Raw genomic sequence first — 15,244 nt, 5'->3', positions numbered from 1 at the left:
GTGGGCGAGGGGTCAGGGGGGCGGCGCTTCGTAGAGTCTGGGCTCTGGGAGGCGGTGCAGGCGGCGGGCCGCCTCGGGCGGGTCGGCCAGCAGGTCCGCGGCGGGGTGGCGCAGCTCGGCGAGCGGCAGCACCCCGCACACCAGCGACTCGGGCGTCCGGACGATGAGCAGCGGCCCGATCTGCGCGCCGCCCCGGTCGACGTCGCGGAGGGCGCCCAGCAGGGTGCGCGCCGCGCCGGTGGTCTCCCGGCAGTCGGCGCGCAGCGCGGCGACGAGCTCGATGAAGTCGCTCTCCAGGGCGCGCGGGCTGCGTCCGGACAGGTAGTAGCGGTCCCGGTCGGCCAGTTCGACGCGCAGCCCGTGGTGCTCGGCGAACCGCTCGTAGGGGCCGGTCAGCGGGCCCCGCGCGGCGGCCGGGTCGGCGGTGAGGGACCCGGCGACCATCTCGGCGGGCTCGGCCCCGAGGGACGCGGCGACGGCCTGGTCGAGCCGCCCGGCGAGGTGCGCGCGGAGCGCCGCGACCTCGGCGGCCAGCCGGTCGAGGGCGTCGCGCTGCTCGGCGGCCGCCTCGCGCTGCTGCTTCAGCCGGCCGCCGACGTCCGGCAGCACCCGGTCGTTGATCTGCGTGATCAGCGACCGGATCCGCGCGTCGGCCGCGGCGAGCGCCTCCCGGTCGCGGTCCTGCTCGGCGGCGAGCCGGTCGAGCCGCTCCCGCTGGGACGCGCGGAAGCCCTCCAGCTCGTCCCGGGTGTCCTTGAGCGCGCGGAGCTGGGTGCGGATGTCGGCGATCTCGGGTGCGCCCGGGGAATGCCGGCGCTCGAACGCCAGGTACAGCTCCCGCCCGGCGATCGCCAGGCACAGCAGGACCAGAACCACCGTCATCGCGCCCTCCCGGGGCCGTCTCGCGGAGCAAACTATGCCACCCGGTACGGCTCTGGGCCCGCACGGCACGAATGCGAAGATCGCTGCTGGCGCCGGCCGGTGCGGGACCGCCACGGCCGGCGCGCTACTTGTTGAGGTAGGCGAGGACGGCGAGGACGCGGCGGTTGTCGTCGCCCGTGACCGGCAGGTCGAGCTTGGTGAAGATGTTGGCGGTGTGCTTGGTGACGGCCCGCTCGGTCACGACGAGCCGCTCGGCGATCGCCGCGTTGGACCGTCCCTGCGCCATCAGCTCCAGGACCTCGGCCTCGCGCGGGGTCAGCCGGCTCAGCGGGGTGTCGCGGGTGTTGCTGGCGAGGAGCCGGGAGATGACCTCCGGGTCCATCGCGGTGCCGCCCGCCGCGACCCGCCGGACGGCGTCCACGAACTGGGCCGCGTCGAACACCCGGTCCTTCAGCAGGTAGCCGATGGCCCCGCTGCCGTCCGCGAGCAGCTCCCGGGCGTAGAGCTGCTCGACGTACTGCGACAGCACGAGGACCGGCAGGCCGGGGACCTGCCGGCGCGCCTCCAGCGCCGCCTGCAGCCCCTCGTCGGTGAAGGACGGGGGCAGTCGCACGTCGACCACCGCCACGTCGGGGCGGTGGTCGAGCAGGGCCTTCAGGAGCGAGGGGCCGTTGTCGACGGCCGCCGCGATCTCGAAGCCGTGCGACTCCAGGAGACTGACCAGCCCCTCCCTCAGGAGGGCGAGGTCTTCGGCGAGGACAACGCGCACGGCAGCTCCAGCGTCACGATCGTCGGGCCGCCCACGGGCGAGCTGAGGGCGAGGACGCCGTCGAATGTACCGATTCGCCGCTCGATGCCGCGCAGCCCGGTGCCGCCGTCCAGGGTGGCGCCGCCGCGCCCGTCGTCGGTGACCGTGATGCGCAGCATGCCGTTCTCGTGCCGTATGTCGATCCACACGCGGGACGCGCCGGAGTGCTTGGCGGCGTTGGTGAGGATCTCCGACACCGCGAAGTACGCGGCGGACTCGACCGGCGGCTCCGCCCGTCCCGGCAGGTCGACGCCGACCTCGGTGCGCATCGGGTTGTCGAGCGCGAGCGCCTTCACCGCGTCGCCGATCCCCCGGTCGGCGAGCACCGGCGGGTGGATGCCGCGGACGAGGTCGCGCAGCTCGTGCAGCGCCTTCGCCGACGACGCGCGGGTCTCGGCGAGCAGCAGCCGCGCCTTCTCCGGGTCCTTGTCGAGCAGGTGCTCGATCGCGCCGAGCGTCATGCCCATCGCGACCAGCCGGGCCTGGGCGCCGTCGTGCAGGTCGCGCTCGATGCGGCGCAGCTCGGCGGCGGAGGCGTCCACGGCCTCCGACCGGGTCTCGGTGAGGTGCCGGACGCGCAGCGCGAGCTGCGACTTCTTCGTCGGCCCGAGGATCGCCCGGCCCCAGCGGCCGTACACCGCCATCATCTTCGGCCCGATCGCGTACCCGATCACGATGCAGGCGGTGGCGACGACCACGGTGGACAGGACGCGTCCGCTGTCGCGGCCGTACCCCTCGGTGACGTGGATGTAGGTGTACCAGTCGCTGCCGCCGTAGTGGCCGATCAGGTCGCCGGCGAACGCCGCCAGCACGTACCCCCAGAGCCCGTAGACGATCAGCACGCCGGGCAGTGCGGCGGTGAACAGCGCGACGAACGGGTCGGTGACCACCCACAGGTAGTCGCGCCAGGTGGCCGGGTCGGAGATCAGCGCGATGAACCGCTTGAACATCCCGTGCAGGCCGGGCTCCTCCGCCGGCTCGGGCAGGTAGGGCCGTTCGATCTGGACGTCCGTCCACTTGTTGATGCGCTCGCGGTAGGCGTCGAGCTGGTTGCGCAGCAGCATCGTCGCGGACGGGAACAGCAGTACCCCGATGAAGCTCGTGATCATCGAGACGACGGTGATGAACCACAGCCCCACGAACGTCGCGGGGACGGCCAGCAGCCACAGCGCCAGCCCGCGCCAGGGGGCCCTGGCGTGCGTCATCAGCCTGCTCTCTTGCACCATTTCACCGCTCACCGGAACCTCCGCCGTCTTCCTGCCAACTGGAGTCCAGTCTTCCGGCACGCTCTAACGAGCACAGTGTGCCCGCAACCCGAGACAGGGGTGTACTTACGTCCACCCCGGGACGGCGGTTAGAGCCATGTCGGGCCGGGCGCGCGCTTCCTAGCGTCGATGGGTGTCACCCCGCAGACGATCGGACCAGGGGACCCCCATGAAACGAAATCTCGCCGCGACGCTCGGCGGCTGGAGCGCGCGGCACCGTATGACGGCCATCCTCGGCTGGCTGCTGTTCGTCGTTCTGGCCTCCGTGCTCGGCGGTGCGGCCGGCCAGGTCACGATGGCCGACCACGAGCAGGGCACCGGGCAGTCGGCCCGGGCCGAGCGGATCATCGCCGAGGCCGGCATCGATGACCCCGACCAGGAGACGGTGCTGGTCTCGGGCGCCCCCGCGGGGTCGGCCGCGATGAAAAGCGCCGTCGCCGACGTTCGGGAGAACATCCAGGCGACCGGCGTGATCACGGATCTGCGCCCGGACGCGGTGTCCGAGGACGGCCGCCACGTCATCGTCCAGTTCACGCTCAAGGAGTCGCCGGACGACCCGCTGCCCGCGATCCAGGACGCGGTGGCGAAGGCGAAGGCGGACAACCCGTCCGTCGAGATCGGCGAGTTCGGCGGCGCGACCGCCGACGCGTGGTTCGACAACGCGCTCGGCGAGGACTTCAAGCGCGCCGAGCTGACCGCGGTGCCCCTCGCGCTCGGCATCCTGCTGGTCGCGTTCGGCGCACTGCTCGCGGCGGTGCTGCCCGTCGTGCTGGCCTTCACCGCGTTCCTGGCCGCGAGCGGCGTCCTCGCGGTGGTCAGCCACGCGCTGCACGTCGACCAGACGACGAACTCCGTGATGCTCCTCATGGGCCTCGCCGTCGGCGTCGACTACTGCCTGTTCTACCTGCAGCGGGAGCGCGAGGAGCGGCGCGCGGGCCGCGACCGGGAGACCGCGCTGGCGATCGCGGCGGCCACCTCGGGACGGTCCGTGCTCGTCTCCGGCGTCACCGTGATGGTCGCGATGTCCGGGATGTTCCTGTCCGGGCTGCTGCTGTTCAAGGGCTTCGCGATCGCGACCATCCTCGTCGTCTGCATCGCGATGCTCGGGTCCGTGACCGTCCTGCCGGCGCTGCTGTCCCTGCTCGGCGACAAGGTCGACTTCGGCCGTGTCCGCCTGCCGCGGCGGCGTCGCGGACGCGGCGCCGGTGTGGTCGGGACGCTGCTGCGCCCGGTGCTGGCCCGTCCCGGCATCGCCGCGCTGCTGTCGGCCGGGCTCCTGCTGGCGCTGGCCGCGCCCGCGCTCGGCATGAAGACCGAGAAGCTCGCGCTCGACCAGCAGATCCCGCCCGGCGAGGAGATCGCGCAGACCTACACCCGCCTGAACGAGGCGTTCCCCGGGAACCCGGCGCCCGCGGTCGTCGTCCTGAAGGCGCGCGACATCAACGCTCCGCAGGTCAAGCGGGCGATCGGCGACCTCGAGCGGGACGCGCTCGCGTCCGGTGAGATGAACGGGCCGATCGACGTGACCGTCCACGCCCGCGCGAACGTCGCCGAGATCGAGGTCCCGCTCGCGGGAAGCGGCTCGGACGCGACCTCGAAGCACGCCCTGGAGACCCTGCGCGAGCGGATCGTCCCGCAGACCGTCGGGAAGGTCGGCGAGGCGCCGGTCACGGGGCAGCTCGCCTGGTCGGTCGACTACAACGGGCAGCTGAGGAAGAGCATCGCGCCCGTCTTCCTGTTCGTCATGGGCATCACGTTCCTGCTCATGCTGGTCTTCTTCCGGTCGCTCCTGATCGCGGTCAGCGCCATCGTGCTGAACCTGCTGTCGGTCGGCGCCGCGTACGGGGTGATGGTGGCGGTCTTCCAGCACGGCTGGGGCGACTCCCTCGTCGGGACGACGGGCGCCGGCGCGCTCGAATCCTGGATCCCGCTGTTCGTCTTCGTCGTCCTCTTCGGCCTCTCGATGGACTACCACGTGTTCGTCGTCTCGCGGATCCGCGAGGCGTACGACCGGGGCCTGGACACCACCCGCGCCGTGAGCGAGGGCATCCGCGCCACGGCCGGCGTGGTCACCGGCGCCGCCGTCATCATGATCGCCACGTTCGGGATCTTCGGCACGCTCTCGATGCAGGACTTCAAGCAGCTCGGCGTCGGGCTGGCGGTCGCCGTCCTGATCGACGCGACGATCGTCCGGGTGGTCCTGCTGCCGGCCGTCATGTCCCTGCTGGGCCGCGCGAACTGGTACCTCCCGCGCTGGCTGGACTGGCTCCCCCGGATCTCGCACGCCGAGCCGCCGCCCCCGGCGCCCGTCGCGCAGCGCCGCGAAAACCTGTTGCCCGCTCCTTAGGCCGAGCCCGCCGCGTTCCGGGTCAGAGGGCGACGAAGGTCAGGCCGCGCTTCTTCATCTTCGGGATGACGTCCCGCAGGGCCGTGATGGTCTGGGAGCGGTCGCCGCCGCCGTCGTGGCAGAGGATGATGTTGTTCTCCTTGCCCTTCAGCATCGCGCGGCGGATGCGGCCCACGCCGGGACGCGCCCAGTCGCGGGGGTCGACGGCCCAGTCGATGGGGAGCATGTCGTGCTCGGCGACCAGTTCCAGGACGGTCTTCGACCACGCGCCGCCGGGGGAGCGGAAGAACTGCGGGACGACTCCGGTGACGTCCGCGATCCGGTCGTGGGCCTCGACGATCTCCTTGCGGACGCGCTTCTTCGACAGTTGCGCGATGGAGATCGGGTGCGTCTCGGTGTGGTTGCAGATCTGGTGGCCGGCGTCGGCGATGCGGCGGGTGAGCTTCGGATACTCCTTCACCTGCTCGCCGATGATGAAGAACGTCGCGTGGATCTCGTGCTCGGCCAGCAGGTCGAGCATCCTCGGCGTCCAGACGGGGTTCGGGCCGTCGTCGATGGTCAGCGCGATCGAGTTCGGCGGCGCCGGCGGCGCCAGCTGCGACAGTTCCCGGACGGGCTCGTCGAGCGCGATGAGCTTGCCGGGCGTCCAGGACGCGGCCCGCGGGGTGGGCGTCGGCGTCGGGGTCGGCGTCGGATGGATCACCGGCCTCGCGCGGGGCGTCGCCGAGGGCGCGGCCACGGCGGAGGAGCCCCCCGAGGGACGCGCGGCGTCCGCGCCGAGTGCGGTGATCCCGGCGGCCGCGCCGAGCAGCCAGAGCGCTTTGCGGCGGGATGTCCCACCTGACTCCTCAACCTCCACAAGTCCCACGCTATCGAGGTTTTAACCGGGTAGGAGGGCCCTATGGGATCTCAATCGGGCCTTTTGGGCGGCGGGTGAGCGCGGCCCCGGCGGTGGGCCCGCTGCTGGCCTTCGTGCTGGCCTCGCTCGCCGTGGTGGCCGCGGTGCTCGCGCGGCTCGGCGGGCTCGGTCTCGGCCGCGACATGCTCGTCGTCTCGGTGCGGGCGGCCGTGCAGCTCACCGCGGTGTCGCTGCTGATCGCGGCGGTGCTGCGCAGCGCGGGGCTGACCGCCGCGTTCATCGCGGGCATGGTCGTGATCGCGGTCGTGACGGCGGGCCGCCGCATCACCGGGTCGCTGCGCGGGTCCGGCTGGTGGACGGCGCTGCCGATCACCGCCGGCGTCCTGCCCGTGCTGGGGCTGCTGCTGGCGACCTCGCTGGTCCCGCCGCGCACGGTGTCGGTGCTGCCGATCGCGGGGATCTTCATCGGCGGCGCCATGTCGGCGACCGGGCTCACCGGCCGCCGGGCGCTGGACGAGCTGACGGCCCGGCGCGGCGAGTACGAGGGCGGGCTCGCGCTCGGCCTGCTCCCCCGGGACGCCGCGCTGGAGGTGTGCCGGTCGGCGGCGGCGCTCGCGCTGTTCCCCGTCCTCGACCAGACCCGCACGGTCGGCCTGGTCACGCTGCCGGGCGCGTTCGTCGGCGTGCTGCTCGGCGGCGCCGACCCGGTCGAGGCGGGCGCGGTGCAGCTGCTCGTCCTCATCGGGCTGCTCGCGATCGAGTCGGTCGCGGTACTGATCACACTGGAGCTGGTGGCACGGGGCCGCATCGACCGGGCCGGGTCGTACAGGAGGCTGTGAATGGACGAGAAGGCGCTGGACGCGCTCGGCGGCGAGGTACTCGACTGGCGGTTCAAGGCGATCCCCGCCTCCGCGCACGGGATGACGGTCGGCGAGGCCCGTGAGGCGCGGCTGCCGCTGGGCGATTTCGGGACGCCGCTGCTGACCCTCGACGCGGGCGCGCTCGACCACAACATCGCGGCGATGGCGGAATGGACGCGGGACGCCGGCCTGCGGCTCGCCCCGCACGGCAAGACGACGATGGCCCCGGCGCTGTGGCGGCGCTAGCTGGACGCGGGCGCGTGGGGGATCACGGTCGCGAACCTGCCGCAGCTCCGGGTGGCGCGCGCGTTCGGCGTGCGGCGCGTCATGTACGCGAACACGCTGCTCGACCCGGCCGGACTGGCGTGGCTGTCCGGCGAACTGGACATCCACCTGCATTTCGAGCCGCGGCTCCGTGGACGCCTACCTGCGCAGGCTCGCGAACCTGTACCGGGGGCTGGAGTTCGAGGTGGACGAGCCGATCGTGACCGCCGGCGGCAGCGCGTTCTCCGACCAGGTCGCGGACGTCCTCGGCGGTCTCGGCGGGAACGTCGTGCTGCGGTCGGGCGCGTACATCGTCCACGATGACGGCTTCTACCGGGACATCTCGCCGTTCGCGCGAGGCACCGGCGCTGATGCCCCGCCGCGTTCGGAACCGCTGCGTTCGGCGATGCACGCATGGGGACGGGTCGTGTCCCGTCCGGAACCCGCCCTCGCGCTGCTGGACGTGGGCAAACGCGACGTCCCGTTCGACGAGGGCCTGCCCGAGCCGCAGCTCGTCCGGGGCAAGGGCGCGCTGGAGGGCGGGCGCATCACCGCGCTCAACGACCAGCACGCCTTCCTCCGCGACTCGTCCGCCGACGTCGGCGACGTGGTCAGGCTCGGCCTCTCCCATCCCTGCACGGCGCTCGACAAATGGACGATGATCCCGGTCGTGGACGACGCCGGCGCCGCCCGTCCCGTCGTCGTCGACTACGTCCGGACGTGGTTCTAGCACCCCCGCAAATCCGTTCACTCCGACCACTCGCGTTCGCCGAGGTGTTACGGTTTCCTCTGCATTCGGGGGCCGGACGTCCCCGCCGGAACGGGCGGGGCGGCCGAGCGATCACGGCCCGGCGCAGCCGGCGTGCGGTGAGCGTTCCTTCAGGCAGTGCGCCACGGGGGCCGATCTGCACTGGACGACGTCCACGGCGCGGCGCTGACCCCGTCGCCGGGTCCGATCGCCGAGACCGGTGACACCGGTCGCACGCACCCCGATCGCAGGACACCGCGCGGCCCCGCGGGATCCACAGGTCAGGGGAGCAGGCCGGCGCGGCGCGCGGCGGTCACCGCCTCCAGGCGGGTGTGGCTGTCCAGCTTGCGCATCGCCGAGCGCAGGTAGCTCTTCACCGTCTCCGGCAGCAGGCCGAGGCGTTCGGCGGCCTCCGCGTTCGTGCAGCCGATCGCCACGTACGACAGGACGTCCACCTCGCGCGGCGACAGCATCGCCGGGCGCGGCGCGGTGCCACCCCGTCCGCCCGCTCCGTTCGCTTCGTCCAGCCCCGCGGCGGCGAGGCGCAGCGACGCCCGGCGGAGGCGGTCGCGGGTCGGCAGGTCGGCGACCTGCTCGGCGAGCGCCCGCAGCTCGGCGTGGACGGCTCGGACCTCCTCCCAGCGCGCGGCCGAGGTGTCCGGCGGGAGTTGCGCGAGGGCCTCGTCCGCGCGGTCGTGGACGGCGAGGTCCTGTTCGAGGTCGCGCGCCACCTGGACGGCCGCGCCCACGACCCGGTCGGCGAGACCCAGGGGTTCCCTCAGCGCGCCGTAGATGACGCCGCGCACCCGACGGCGGACGACGATCGGGACGGCGACGATCGACAGCAGCCCCTCGCGCCCGACCGGCTTGTCGTAGTCGTGGCTGATCGCCGCCGAGCACGGGTAGTTGCTCACCCACGCGGGGCGCCCCATGGCCATCGCCTTGCCGCCGAGCCCGTTGCCCTGCCGGACGACCAGGCCGTTCAGCGAGTCGGTCGTGTTGCCGACGAGTTCGGTGATGCGGAGCCGGTCCTGGCCGCTCAGCGCGCCGCCGAACACCATGGGCAGACCGGTCGTGCGGTGCAGCGTCAGCACCGCCGCCCGGACGGCTCCCACATCGTCGCCCATGCTCAGAGCATGCCTTGCACGGGCCCGTCCACGAAAGGTCACACGCTCAGAAACTCCGGCCCCTCGGCGATCACGCGTGCTCGGTGGCGGCGGCGTCGTCGAGGCCGAGGATGTCCACCGCCTCGGCGCGCATCTGCACCTTCCGGATCTTTCCGGTGACCGTCATCGGGAACTCGTCCACGACGTGCACGTAGCGCGGGATCTTGTAGTGGGCGAGCTTCCCCTCGCAGAACGCGCGCAGCTCCTCGGCGGTCAGGCCCGGCACGCCCTCGCGCAGCCGCACCCACGCCATCAGTTCCTCGCCGTACTTCTCGTCGGGGACGCCGATGACCTGCGCGTCCACGATGTCGGGGTGGGTGTAGAGGAACTCCTCGATCTCGCGCGGGTAGATGTTCTCGCCGCCTCGGATCACCATGTCCTTGATGCGGCCGGTGATGTTGACGTAGCCCTCGCCGTCCATCACGGCGAGGTCGCCGGTGTGCATCCAGCGCGCGGCGTCGATGGCCTCGGCCGTCTTGTCCGGCTCCTCCCAGTAGCCGAGCATCACCGAGTAGCCGCGCGTGCAGAACTCGCCGGGCGTCCCGCGCGGGACGGTCACGCCGGTCTCCGGGTCGATGATCTTGATCTCCAGGTGCGGCAGCACGGTGCCGACCGTGGACACGCGCCGGTCGAGCGAGTCGCCCGCCCGGGTCTGCGTCGACACCGGCGACGTCTCCGTCATGCCGTAGCAGATCGCGACCTCGCTCATCCCGAGCCGGTCGATGACCTGCTTCATCACCTCGACCGGGCACGGCGAGCCGGCCATGATCCCGGTGCGGAGGCAGGACAGGTCGAGGCCGTCCAGCGACGGCTCGTTCAGGACGGCGATGAACATCGTCGGCACCCCGTACAGCGATGTGCAGCGCTCCGCCGCGACCGCGTCGAGGGTCGCCTTCGGGTCGAACGCCGGCGCCGGGATCACGACGCACGCGCCATGGCTGGTCGCCGCGAGGTTCCCCATCACCATGCCGAAGCAGTGATAGAACGGCACGGGCACGCACACGCGGTCTTCCTCGTCGTAGCCGCACAGCTCGCCGACGAAGTAGCCGTTGTTCAGGATGTTGTGGTGCGACAGCGTCGCGCCCTTGGGGAACCCCGTCGTCCCGGACGTGTACTGGATGTTGATGGGGTCGTCGGCGGTCAGCGTCAGGGCGATGTCGTGGAGCACGACCGGATCGCCGGTGCGGCCCGCCTCCATGAGCCCGTCCCAGTCGGACGTCCCGATGAGGATGACGTCGCGTAGGGCGGGGCACTTGGGCTTGACCTCGTCCACCATCGCCGCGTAGTCGGACGTCTTGAACGCGGACGCCGACACCAGCGTCCGGATGCCCGCCTGGTTGAGGACGAACTCCAGTTCATGCACCCGGTAGGCCGGGTTGATGTTGACCAGGATCGCGCCCAGCTTCGCCGTCGCGTACTGGACGAGCATCCACTCGGCGCAGTTCGGCGACCAGATGCCGACGCGGTCGCCCTTGACGACGCCGAGGTCGCGCAGGCCGAGCGCGACCGCCTCCACGTCGTCGGCGAACTGCTCGTACGTCCAGCGGCGTCCGGACGTCCGGTCGACGAGCGCGTCGCGTTCGGAGAAGGCGGCGACCGTCCTGTCGAGGTTCGCGCCGATGGTGTCGCCGAGCAGCGGCGTGCTGGAGGTGCCCGAGGCGTAGGAGAGGGTCATCGGTGGTCCTCCTCGCGGAACTCGCCCGGCGGGCGGTCGTCGGCGCCGGGATGCTTGTCGATCTCGCTGGTCCGCAGCTCGACCCGGCGGATCTTCCCGGAGATCGTCTTCGGCAGCTCGGCGAACTCCAGCAGCCGGATCCGCTTGTACGGCGACAGCTGGGCCCGGCTGTGCGCGAAGATCGCCTTCGCGGTCTCGGCGGTCGGCTGCCAGCCGCTCGCGAGCGTCACGTACGCCTTCGGGACGGCCGCCCGGACCGGGTCCGGCGACGGGACGACCGCGGCCTCCGCGACCGCCTCGTGCTCGATCAGCACGCTCTCCAGCTCGAACGGCGAGATCTTGTAGTCGGACGCCTTGAACACGTCGTCGGCGCGCCCGACATAGGTGATGTACCCGTCCTCGTCGCGGGAGCCGATGTCGCCGGTGTGGTAGAAGCCGCCGGCCATCGCCTCCTCGGTGCGCGCCTCGTCGCCGTGGTAGCCGGTCATCAGCCCGAGCGGGCGGTCCTCCAGGTCGAGGCAGATCTCGCCCTCGGTGCCCGGCTCCCCGGTCACCGGGTCGATCAGCGTGACCTGGTAGCCGGGCAGCGGACGTCCCATCGACCCCGGTTTGACCGGCTGGCCGGGCGTGTTGGCGATCTGGGCGGTCGTCTCGGTCTGCCCGAAGCCGTCGCGGATCGTCCGGCCCCAGGCGTCCTTCACCCGCTCGATGACCTCGGGGTTCAGCGGCTCACCGGCCGCGACGACCTCGCGCGGCGGCGTGGCGAGCCGGCCGAGGTCGGCCTGGATCAGCATCCGCCACACGGTCGGCGGCGCGCAGAAGCTGCTCACCCCGCACCGCTCCAGCGTGTCGAGGAGCCGGTCGGGGTCGAACCGCGTGTAGTTGAAGATGAACACGCAGGCCTCGGCGTCCCACGGCGCGAAGATGTTGCTCCACGCGTGCTTCGCCCAGCCCGGCGACGAGATGTTCAGATGGACGTCCCCGGGCCGCAGCCCGATCCAGTACATCGTCGACAGGTGGCCCGCCGGGTAGGACGCGTGCGTGTGCTCGACCAGCTTCGGCTGCGCCGTCGTCCCGGACGTGAAGTAGAGCAGCAGCGTGTCCCGCGACATGGTCAGCCCGTACGGGGTGAAGGCCTCGGCCTCCTCGTAGGCCTCCCCGTAGTCCACCCACCCCTCGACGGGCTCGCCCACGGCGATCTTCGTGTAGTCGCCCTCGACCCCGTCGAACTTCCCGGTGTCGGACGAGGTGACGACCACGTGCCGCGCCTTGCCCCGGGTGATCCGGTCCTGCAGGTCGGCGGTGCCGAGCAGCGGCGTGCACGGGATCATGACCGCGCCGATCTTCATCGTCGCGAGCACGGTCTCCCACAGCTCGACCTGGTTGCCGAGCATCAGGATCACCCGGTCGCCGCGCCGCACGCCCGCCCGGCGCAGCATGTTCGCGACCTGGTTCGACCGCCGGGCGAGCTGCGCGAACGAGTACTTCGCCTCCGAGCCGTCCTCCTCGACGATCCACAGCGCGGGCGAGTCGTTGCCCTCGGCGATCTTGTCGAACCAGTCCAGCGCCCAGTTGAAGCCGGTCAGCACCGGCCAGCGGAACTTCTCGTACGCGGTCGCGTAGTCGTCGCGATGCGCGAGCAGGAAGTCGCGCGCCGCGCGGAACTCGACTGCGGGCATGGGTCTCTCCTCGTCGCCGCACGGACACCCGGTCACAAGGATCGTTGGCCATCCGAGTGACCTGCGCCACCCCCGAACGGGGGTAGTCCCGATCGTCCTACCCGCGCGCCACGAACGTCGACCGCAGCAGCAGCGCCATGTGCTCGCCGATCTGCTCCGGCGTCCAGCCGCGCTCGTCCAGCAGCGTCCCGCTCACCCCGTTCGAGATGAGCGCGAGCAGCATGTCGGCGGCGGTGTCGACCGTCCAGCCGGGGGCGAGCACGCCCTCCTCGTCCAGCCGCCGGATCAGCGCCCGGTTCGTCTCCTGCCGCCAGTACAGGGCCTCCGCCCAGTGCCGCGCCGCGTCCGGGTCGCTGCCCGCCTCCCGCTCCACCGCCCGCGATACCGCCAGCACGCGCGCCATGAACGCGGCGTGCCGGCGCGCGAACACCTCCAGCGCCGCCACCGCGTCGGGCGCCTCCGCGATGGGGGCGAACCGCCCCTCCAGGTCCTCGACCGCGTTGACGTAGCCGAACAGCTCGCTGATCAGATCGGCCCGGGACGCGAAGTGCAGGTAGACGGCCCGCCGCGACACCCCGGCCCGCTCCGCGACGGCCGCCATCGTCGTCGCCGCCATCCCGTGCTCCTCGACGAGCTCCCGCGCCGCCCGCAGCAGCGCCATCCGGGAACGCCGGCTCCGCGCGTTCCGCGGCTCCTCGATCGACCTCGCCATACCCCCATGCTCCCAGCCTTGAGAGAAGTACACGCCATGTGTAGTTTCTGAACTGCACACGCTGAGAAGTCGATGGGGGGCCGATGGGACGCAACCAGTGGTGGCCGGTCGCCGGCAGCGGCCTCGTCGTGTTCATGGCGACGCTCGACACGAGCATCGTCGCCGTGGCGCTGCCGGCGTTCGAGCGGGACTTCGGCGTTCGGACGTCCGCCACCGAATGGGTCGTCCTCGGCTACCTGCTGCCGCTGATCGCCCTCTCGCTCCCGGCCGGCCGCTGGCTCGACCGGACGGGCCCGCGCTCCGCGCTGCTGCTGGCCCTGGCCGGGTTCACGATCGCCAGTCTCGCCGCCGGCCTCGCCCCGGCCCTCGCCTGGCTGGTCGCGGCCCGTGTCGTGCAGGGGTGCTGCGCCGCGATCCTGTTCGCGGTGGTCCCGTCCATCACGATCCAGGCCGTCCGCCCGGACGCGGCCGGCCGGGCGAGCGCGCTGGTCACGACGCTCGGCCCCTTGGGGGCGGTGAGCGGCCCCCCGCTCGGCGGCGTGATCGTCCAGGCGTGGGGGCCGCCGTGGATCTTCTACATCAACATCCCGGTCGGCGTCCTGGTCGCCGCGATCGCGCTGGCATCGCTGCGCCCGGACGCCCTGCGCCTCCCCGACCGGACCTTCCCGGCCGAGACGGCCCTGCTGGGCGCCGCCGCGGCGGCCGTGCTCCTCGCGCTCTCCCTGTCGGCCGGCCATGGCCTCGGATGGTCGGCGCTGGCCGTCGCCGCCGTCCCGCCCCTGTACCTGTGGGGACGGACGGGCGCGAGCGCCCCCGTCCGCGCCCTCCTGCGCAGGCCCCCGGCGGCGGCGGCCGTCGCGGCGATCATGCTGAACGCCCTGGTCATCTCACTCGTCGAGTTCCTCGGGCCCTTCTACCTCCAGCGGACGCTGGGCCTCTCCCCGGTCGGCACCGCGGCGGCGGTCCTGGCCCTTCCCGTCGCGATGGTCGCGGCGGGTCCGGCCGGCGGCGTCCTGGGCGATCGCCGGGGGACGCGCCAGGCGGCCGTCCTCGGAGCGGTGGTCACGGCCGCCGGCGTCCTGCTCCTGGTCCCGATCGGCGCCGACTGGCACGCGTCCGACCTGAGCCGGCGCCTGGCCGTCGTCGGCGCGGGCACCGGACTCCTGGCGGGGCCGGCCTTCGCACGGCTCATGTCCAGCGCACCGCCCGACCTGCAGGGCACCGCCGGAGCGGCGCAGAGCCTCGCCCGCCAACTCGGCTTCTCCCTAGGGCCCGCCTTGGCGACGACCACATGGGCCTTGTCGGACTACACCCTCGCGGGCCTGCGCGCCGCCTTCGCCTTGTCCGCGGCCGCCGCTCTGACGACCCTGCTCGTGCTGCGCCTCCGCTCCGCGCGCTGAAACGGCGGACGACCCGGGGCCGGGGCCTCGGGTCGTCCGCCTGGGTGTGCGCGCGGTCAGCGCTTGAGGGAACGCAGCACCTGGCGGGTTTCGGTGCGGCGGTCGTAGGCGATGGTGGCGAACACGATGGCGAAGGCGGCGGGCAGTGCGCTCCAGGCGGGGTCGATGACGAGGATCTGGGTGAGGATGGCCCCGGCCATCAGGCCGATGAGCCCGGTGGCAGCCAGCCCGGCGAGCCGCGGGATCAGCAGCCCGATCGCGCCGGTGACCTCGATGACGCCGGTGACGTAGCGGAACCACTGGCCCCAGCCGATCAGGTCGAAGGTCTCGACGGCGTCGGCCTGGCCGACCAGCTTGGGAAGTCCGGAGCCGATGAGCAGGAAGGCGGCGAGCAGGATCTGCGCGCCCCACAGCACCTTGCGGCGCGTGCCGTGTCCGGCGGTGTCGGTGGCGATGGCGGTGGTGGACGGGGCGGCGTGAGCGGTCTGAGCGGTCATGGCGGTGGTCCTTCCGGGCGGTGCGTCTCATCGGCCTTTCACTGACGCGTCGCCCGACCCACCCCCGAATCGACATCCCCCC

Annotated in this window: 14 protein-coding genes; 5 read left to right on the top strand and 9 right to left on the bottom strand. The window is 72.5% G+C overall.

Features of this window, described 5'->3' with window-relative positions; translation table 11 throughout:
• Positions 1-12 precede the first annotated feature (12 nt).
• From ABFX46_RS30095 to ABFX46_RS30085, 3 genes are all read right to left on the bottom strand, one after another.
• Positions 13-882, bottom strand: a complete 870-nt coding sequence (locus ABFX46_RS30095) for a hypothetical protein (RefSeq protein ID WP_346047303.1) — start codon at positions 880-882, stop codon at positions 13-15.
• Positions 883-1,006: 124 nt separating this feature from the next.
• Positions 1,007-1,651 carry a response regulator gene (locus tag ABFX46_RS30090; protein WP_346047302.1) on the bottom strand — a complete coding sequence of 215 codons (645 nt, stop codon included), beginning with the start codon at positions 1,649-1,651 and terminating at the stop codon, positions 1,007-1,009.
• Positions 1,615-2,895, bottom strand: coding sequence for a sensor histidine kinase (locus ABFX46_RS30085; RefSeq protein ID WP_346047301.1), 1,281 nt, complete (start codon positions 2,893-2,895; stop codon positions 1,615-1,617). The genes ABFX46_RS30090 and ABFX46_RS30085 overlap by 37 nt, the downstream gene beginning before the upstream one ends.
• 229 nt (positions 2,896-3,124) lie before the next feature.
• On the opposite strand from ABFX46_RS30085, the gene ABFX46_RS30080 reads away from it, so the two are divergent.
• On the top strand, positions 3,125-5,302 hold the full coding sequence (locus tag ABFX46_RS30080) for an MMPL family transporter (RefSeq protein WP_346047300.1): 2,178 nt from the start codon (positions 3,125-3,127) through the stop codon (positions 5,300-5,302).
• Between the two features lie 22 nt (positions 5,303-5,324).
• On the opposite strand, the gene ABFX46_RS30075 is transcribed toward ABFX46_RS30080, so the two are convergent.
• Positions 5,325-6,161, bottom strand: a complete 837-nt coding sequence (locus tag ABFX46_RS30075) for a polysaccharide deacetylase family protein (protein ID WP_346047299.1) — start codon at positions 6,159-6,161, stop codon at positions 5,325-5,327.
• 74 nt (positions 6,162-6,235) lie between these two features.
• On the opposite strand from ABFX46_RS30075, the gene ABFX46_RS30070 reads away from it, so the two are divergent.
• The 3 genes from ABFX46_RS30070 to ABFX46_RS30060 all read left to right on the top strand — a co-directional run bounded on the left by ABFX46_RS30070 (position 6,236) and on the right by ABFX46_RS30060 (position 8,015).
• Complete coding sequence (locus ABFX46_RS30070; RefSeq protein ID WP_346047298.1) at positions 6,236-7,000, top strand: ABC transporter permease; 765 nt, start codon at positions 6,236-6,238, stop codon at positions 6,998-7,000.
• Positions 7,001-7,267: a hypothetical protein gene (locus ABFX46_RS30065; RefSeq protein WP_346047297.1), complete on the top strand. Its 267-nt coding sequence runs from the start codon at positions 7,001-7,003 to the stop codon at positions 7,265-7,267. It abuts the gene before it with no gap.
• 169 nt (positions 7,268-7,436) lie between these two features.
• On the top strand, positions 7,437-8,015 hold the full coding sequence (locus ABFX46_RS30060; protein ID WP_346047296.1) for a type III PLP-dependent enzyme domain-containing protein: 579 nt from the start codon (positions 7,437-7,439) through the stop codon (positions 8,013-8,015).
• 299 nt (positions 8,016-8,314) lie between these two features.
• Here the strand turns inward: ABFX46_RS30060 and ABFX46_RS30055 are convergent, their stop codons facing one another.
• The 4 genes from ABFX46_RS30055 to ABFX46_RS30040 all read right to left on the bottom strand — a co-directional run bounded on the left by ABFX46_RS30055 (position 8,315) and on the right by ABFX46_RS30040 (position 13,265).
• A complete protein-coding gene (locus ABFX46_RS30055) occupies positions 8,315-9,160 on the bottom strand; it encodes a helix-turn-helix transcriptional regulator (protein WP_346047295.1) in 846 nt (281 codons plus the stop codon).
• A 70-nt stretch (positions 9,161-9,230) separates the two neighbouring features.
• Positions 9,231-10,874: an AMP-binding protein gene (locus ABFX46_RS30050; RefSeq protein WP_346047294.1), complete on the bottom strand. Its 1,644-nt coding sequence runs from the start codon at positions 10,872-10,874 to the stop codon at positions 9,231-9,233.
• Positions 10,871-12,553 carry an AMP-binding protein gene (locus tag ABFX46_RS30045; protein WP_346047293.1) on the bottom strand — a complete coding sequence of 561 codons (1,683 nt, stop codon included), beginning with the start codon at positions 12,551-12,553 and terminating at the stop codon, positions 10,871-10,873. The genes ABFX46_RS30050 and ABFX46_RS30045 overlap by 4 nt, the downstream gene beginning before the upstream one ends.
• 97 nt (positions 12,554-12,650) lie before the next feature.
• Positions 12,651-13,265 carry a TetR/AcrR family transcriptional regulator gene (locus tag ABFX46_RS30040; RefSeq protein WP_346047292.1) on the bottom strand — a complete coding sequence of 205 codons (615 nt, stop codon included), beginning with the start codon at positions 13,263-13,265 and terminating at the stop codon, positions 12,651-12,653.
• 83 nt (positions 13,266-13,348) lie between these two features.
• Here ABFX46_RS30040 and ABFX46_RS30035 point away from each other — a divergent pair, with 83 nt between their 5' ends.
• A complete protein-coding gene (locus ABFX46_RS30035) occupies positions 13,349-14,665 on the top strand; it encodes an MFS transporter (protein WP_346047291.1) in 1,317 nt (438 codons plus the stop codon).
• A gap of 56 nt (positions 14,666-14,721) precedes the next feature.
• Here ABFX46_RS30035 and ABFX46_RS30030 read toward each other — a convergent pair whose 3' ends face one another.
• On the bottom strand, positions 14,722-15,162 hold the full coding sequence (locus tag ABFX46_RS30030) for a DoxX family protein (protein WP_346047290.1): 441 nt from the start codon (positions 15,160-15,162) through the stop codon (positions 14,722-14,724).
• Positions 15,163-15,244 lie beyond the last annotated feature (82 nt).

The organism is Actinomadura chokoriensis, from assembly GCF_039529475.1.
GTDB classification, from domain to species: Bacteria; Actinomycetota; Actinomycetes; order Streptosporangiales; family Streptosporangiaceae; genus Spirillospora; species Spirillospora bangladeshensis.
Note: the sequence above shows the minus strand (reverse complement) of the source record. Positions and strands in the feature narration are given on the sequence as shown.

Coding starts and splice junctions, on each gene's coding strand:
- ABFX46_RS30045 (WP_346047293.1), bottom strand. CDS start 12,553: ATGCCCGCAGTCGAGTTCCGCGCGGCGCGCGACTTCCTGCTCGCGCAT.
- ABFX46_RS30080 (WP_346047300.1), top strand. CDS start 3,125: ATGAAACGAAATCTCGCCGCGACGCTCGGCGGCTGGAGCGCGCGGCAC.
- ABFX46_RS30065 (WP_346047297.1), top strand. CDS start 7,001: ATGGACGAGAAGGCGCTGGACGCGCTCGGCGGCGAGGTACTCGACTGG.
- ABFX46_RS30050 (WP_346047294.1), bottom strand. CDS start 10,874: ATGACCCTCTCCTACGCCTCGGGCACCTCCAGCACGCCGCTGCTCGGC.
- ABFX46_RS30040 (WP_346047292.1), bottom strand. CDS start 13,265: ATGGCGAGGTCGATCGAGGAGCCGCGGAACGCGCGGAGCCGGCGTTCC.
- ABFX46_RS30030 (WP_346047290.1), bottom strand. CDS start 15,162: ATGACCGCTCAGACCGCTCACGCCGCCCCGTCCACCACCGCCATCGCC.
- ABFX46_RS30095 (WP_346047303.1), bottom strand. CDS start 882: ATGACGGTGGTTCTGGTCCTGCTGTGCCTGGCGATCGCCGGGCGGGAG.
- ABFX46_RS30035 (WP_346047291.1), top strand. CDS start 13,349: ATGGGACGCAACCAGTGGTGGCCGGTCGCCGGCAGCGGCCTCGTCGTG.
- ABFX46_RS30055 (WP_346047295.1), bottom strand. CDS start 9,160: ATGGGCGACGATGTGGGAGCCGTCCGGGCGGCGGTGCTGACGCTGCAC.
- ABFX46_RS30085 (WP_346047301.1), bottom strand. CDS start 2,895: ATGACGCACGCCAGGGCCCCCTGGCGCGGGCTGGCGCTGTGGCTGCTG.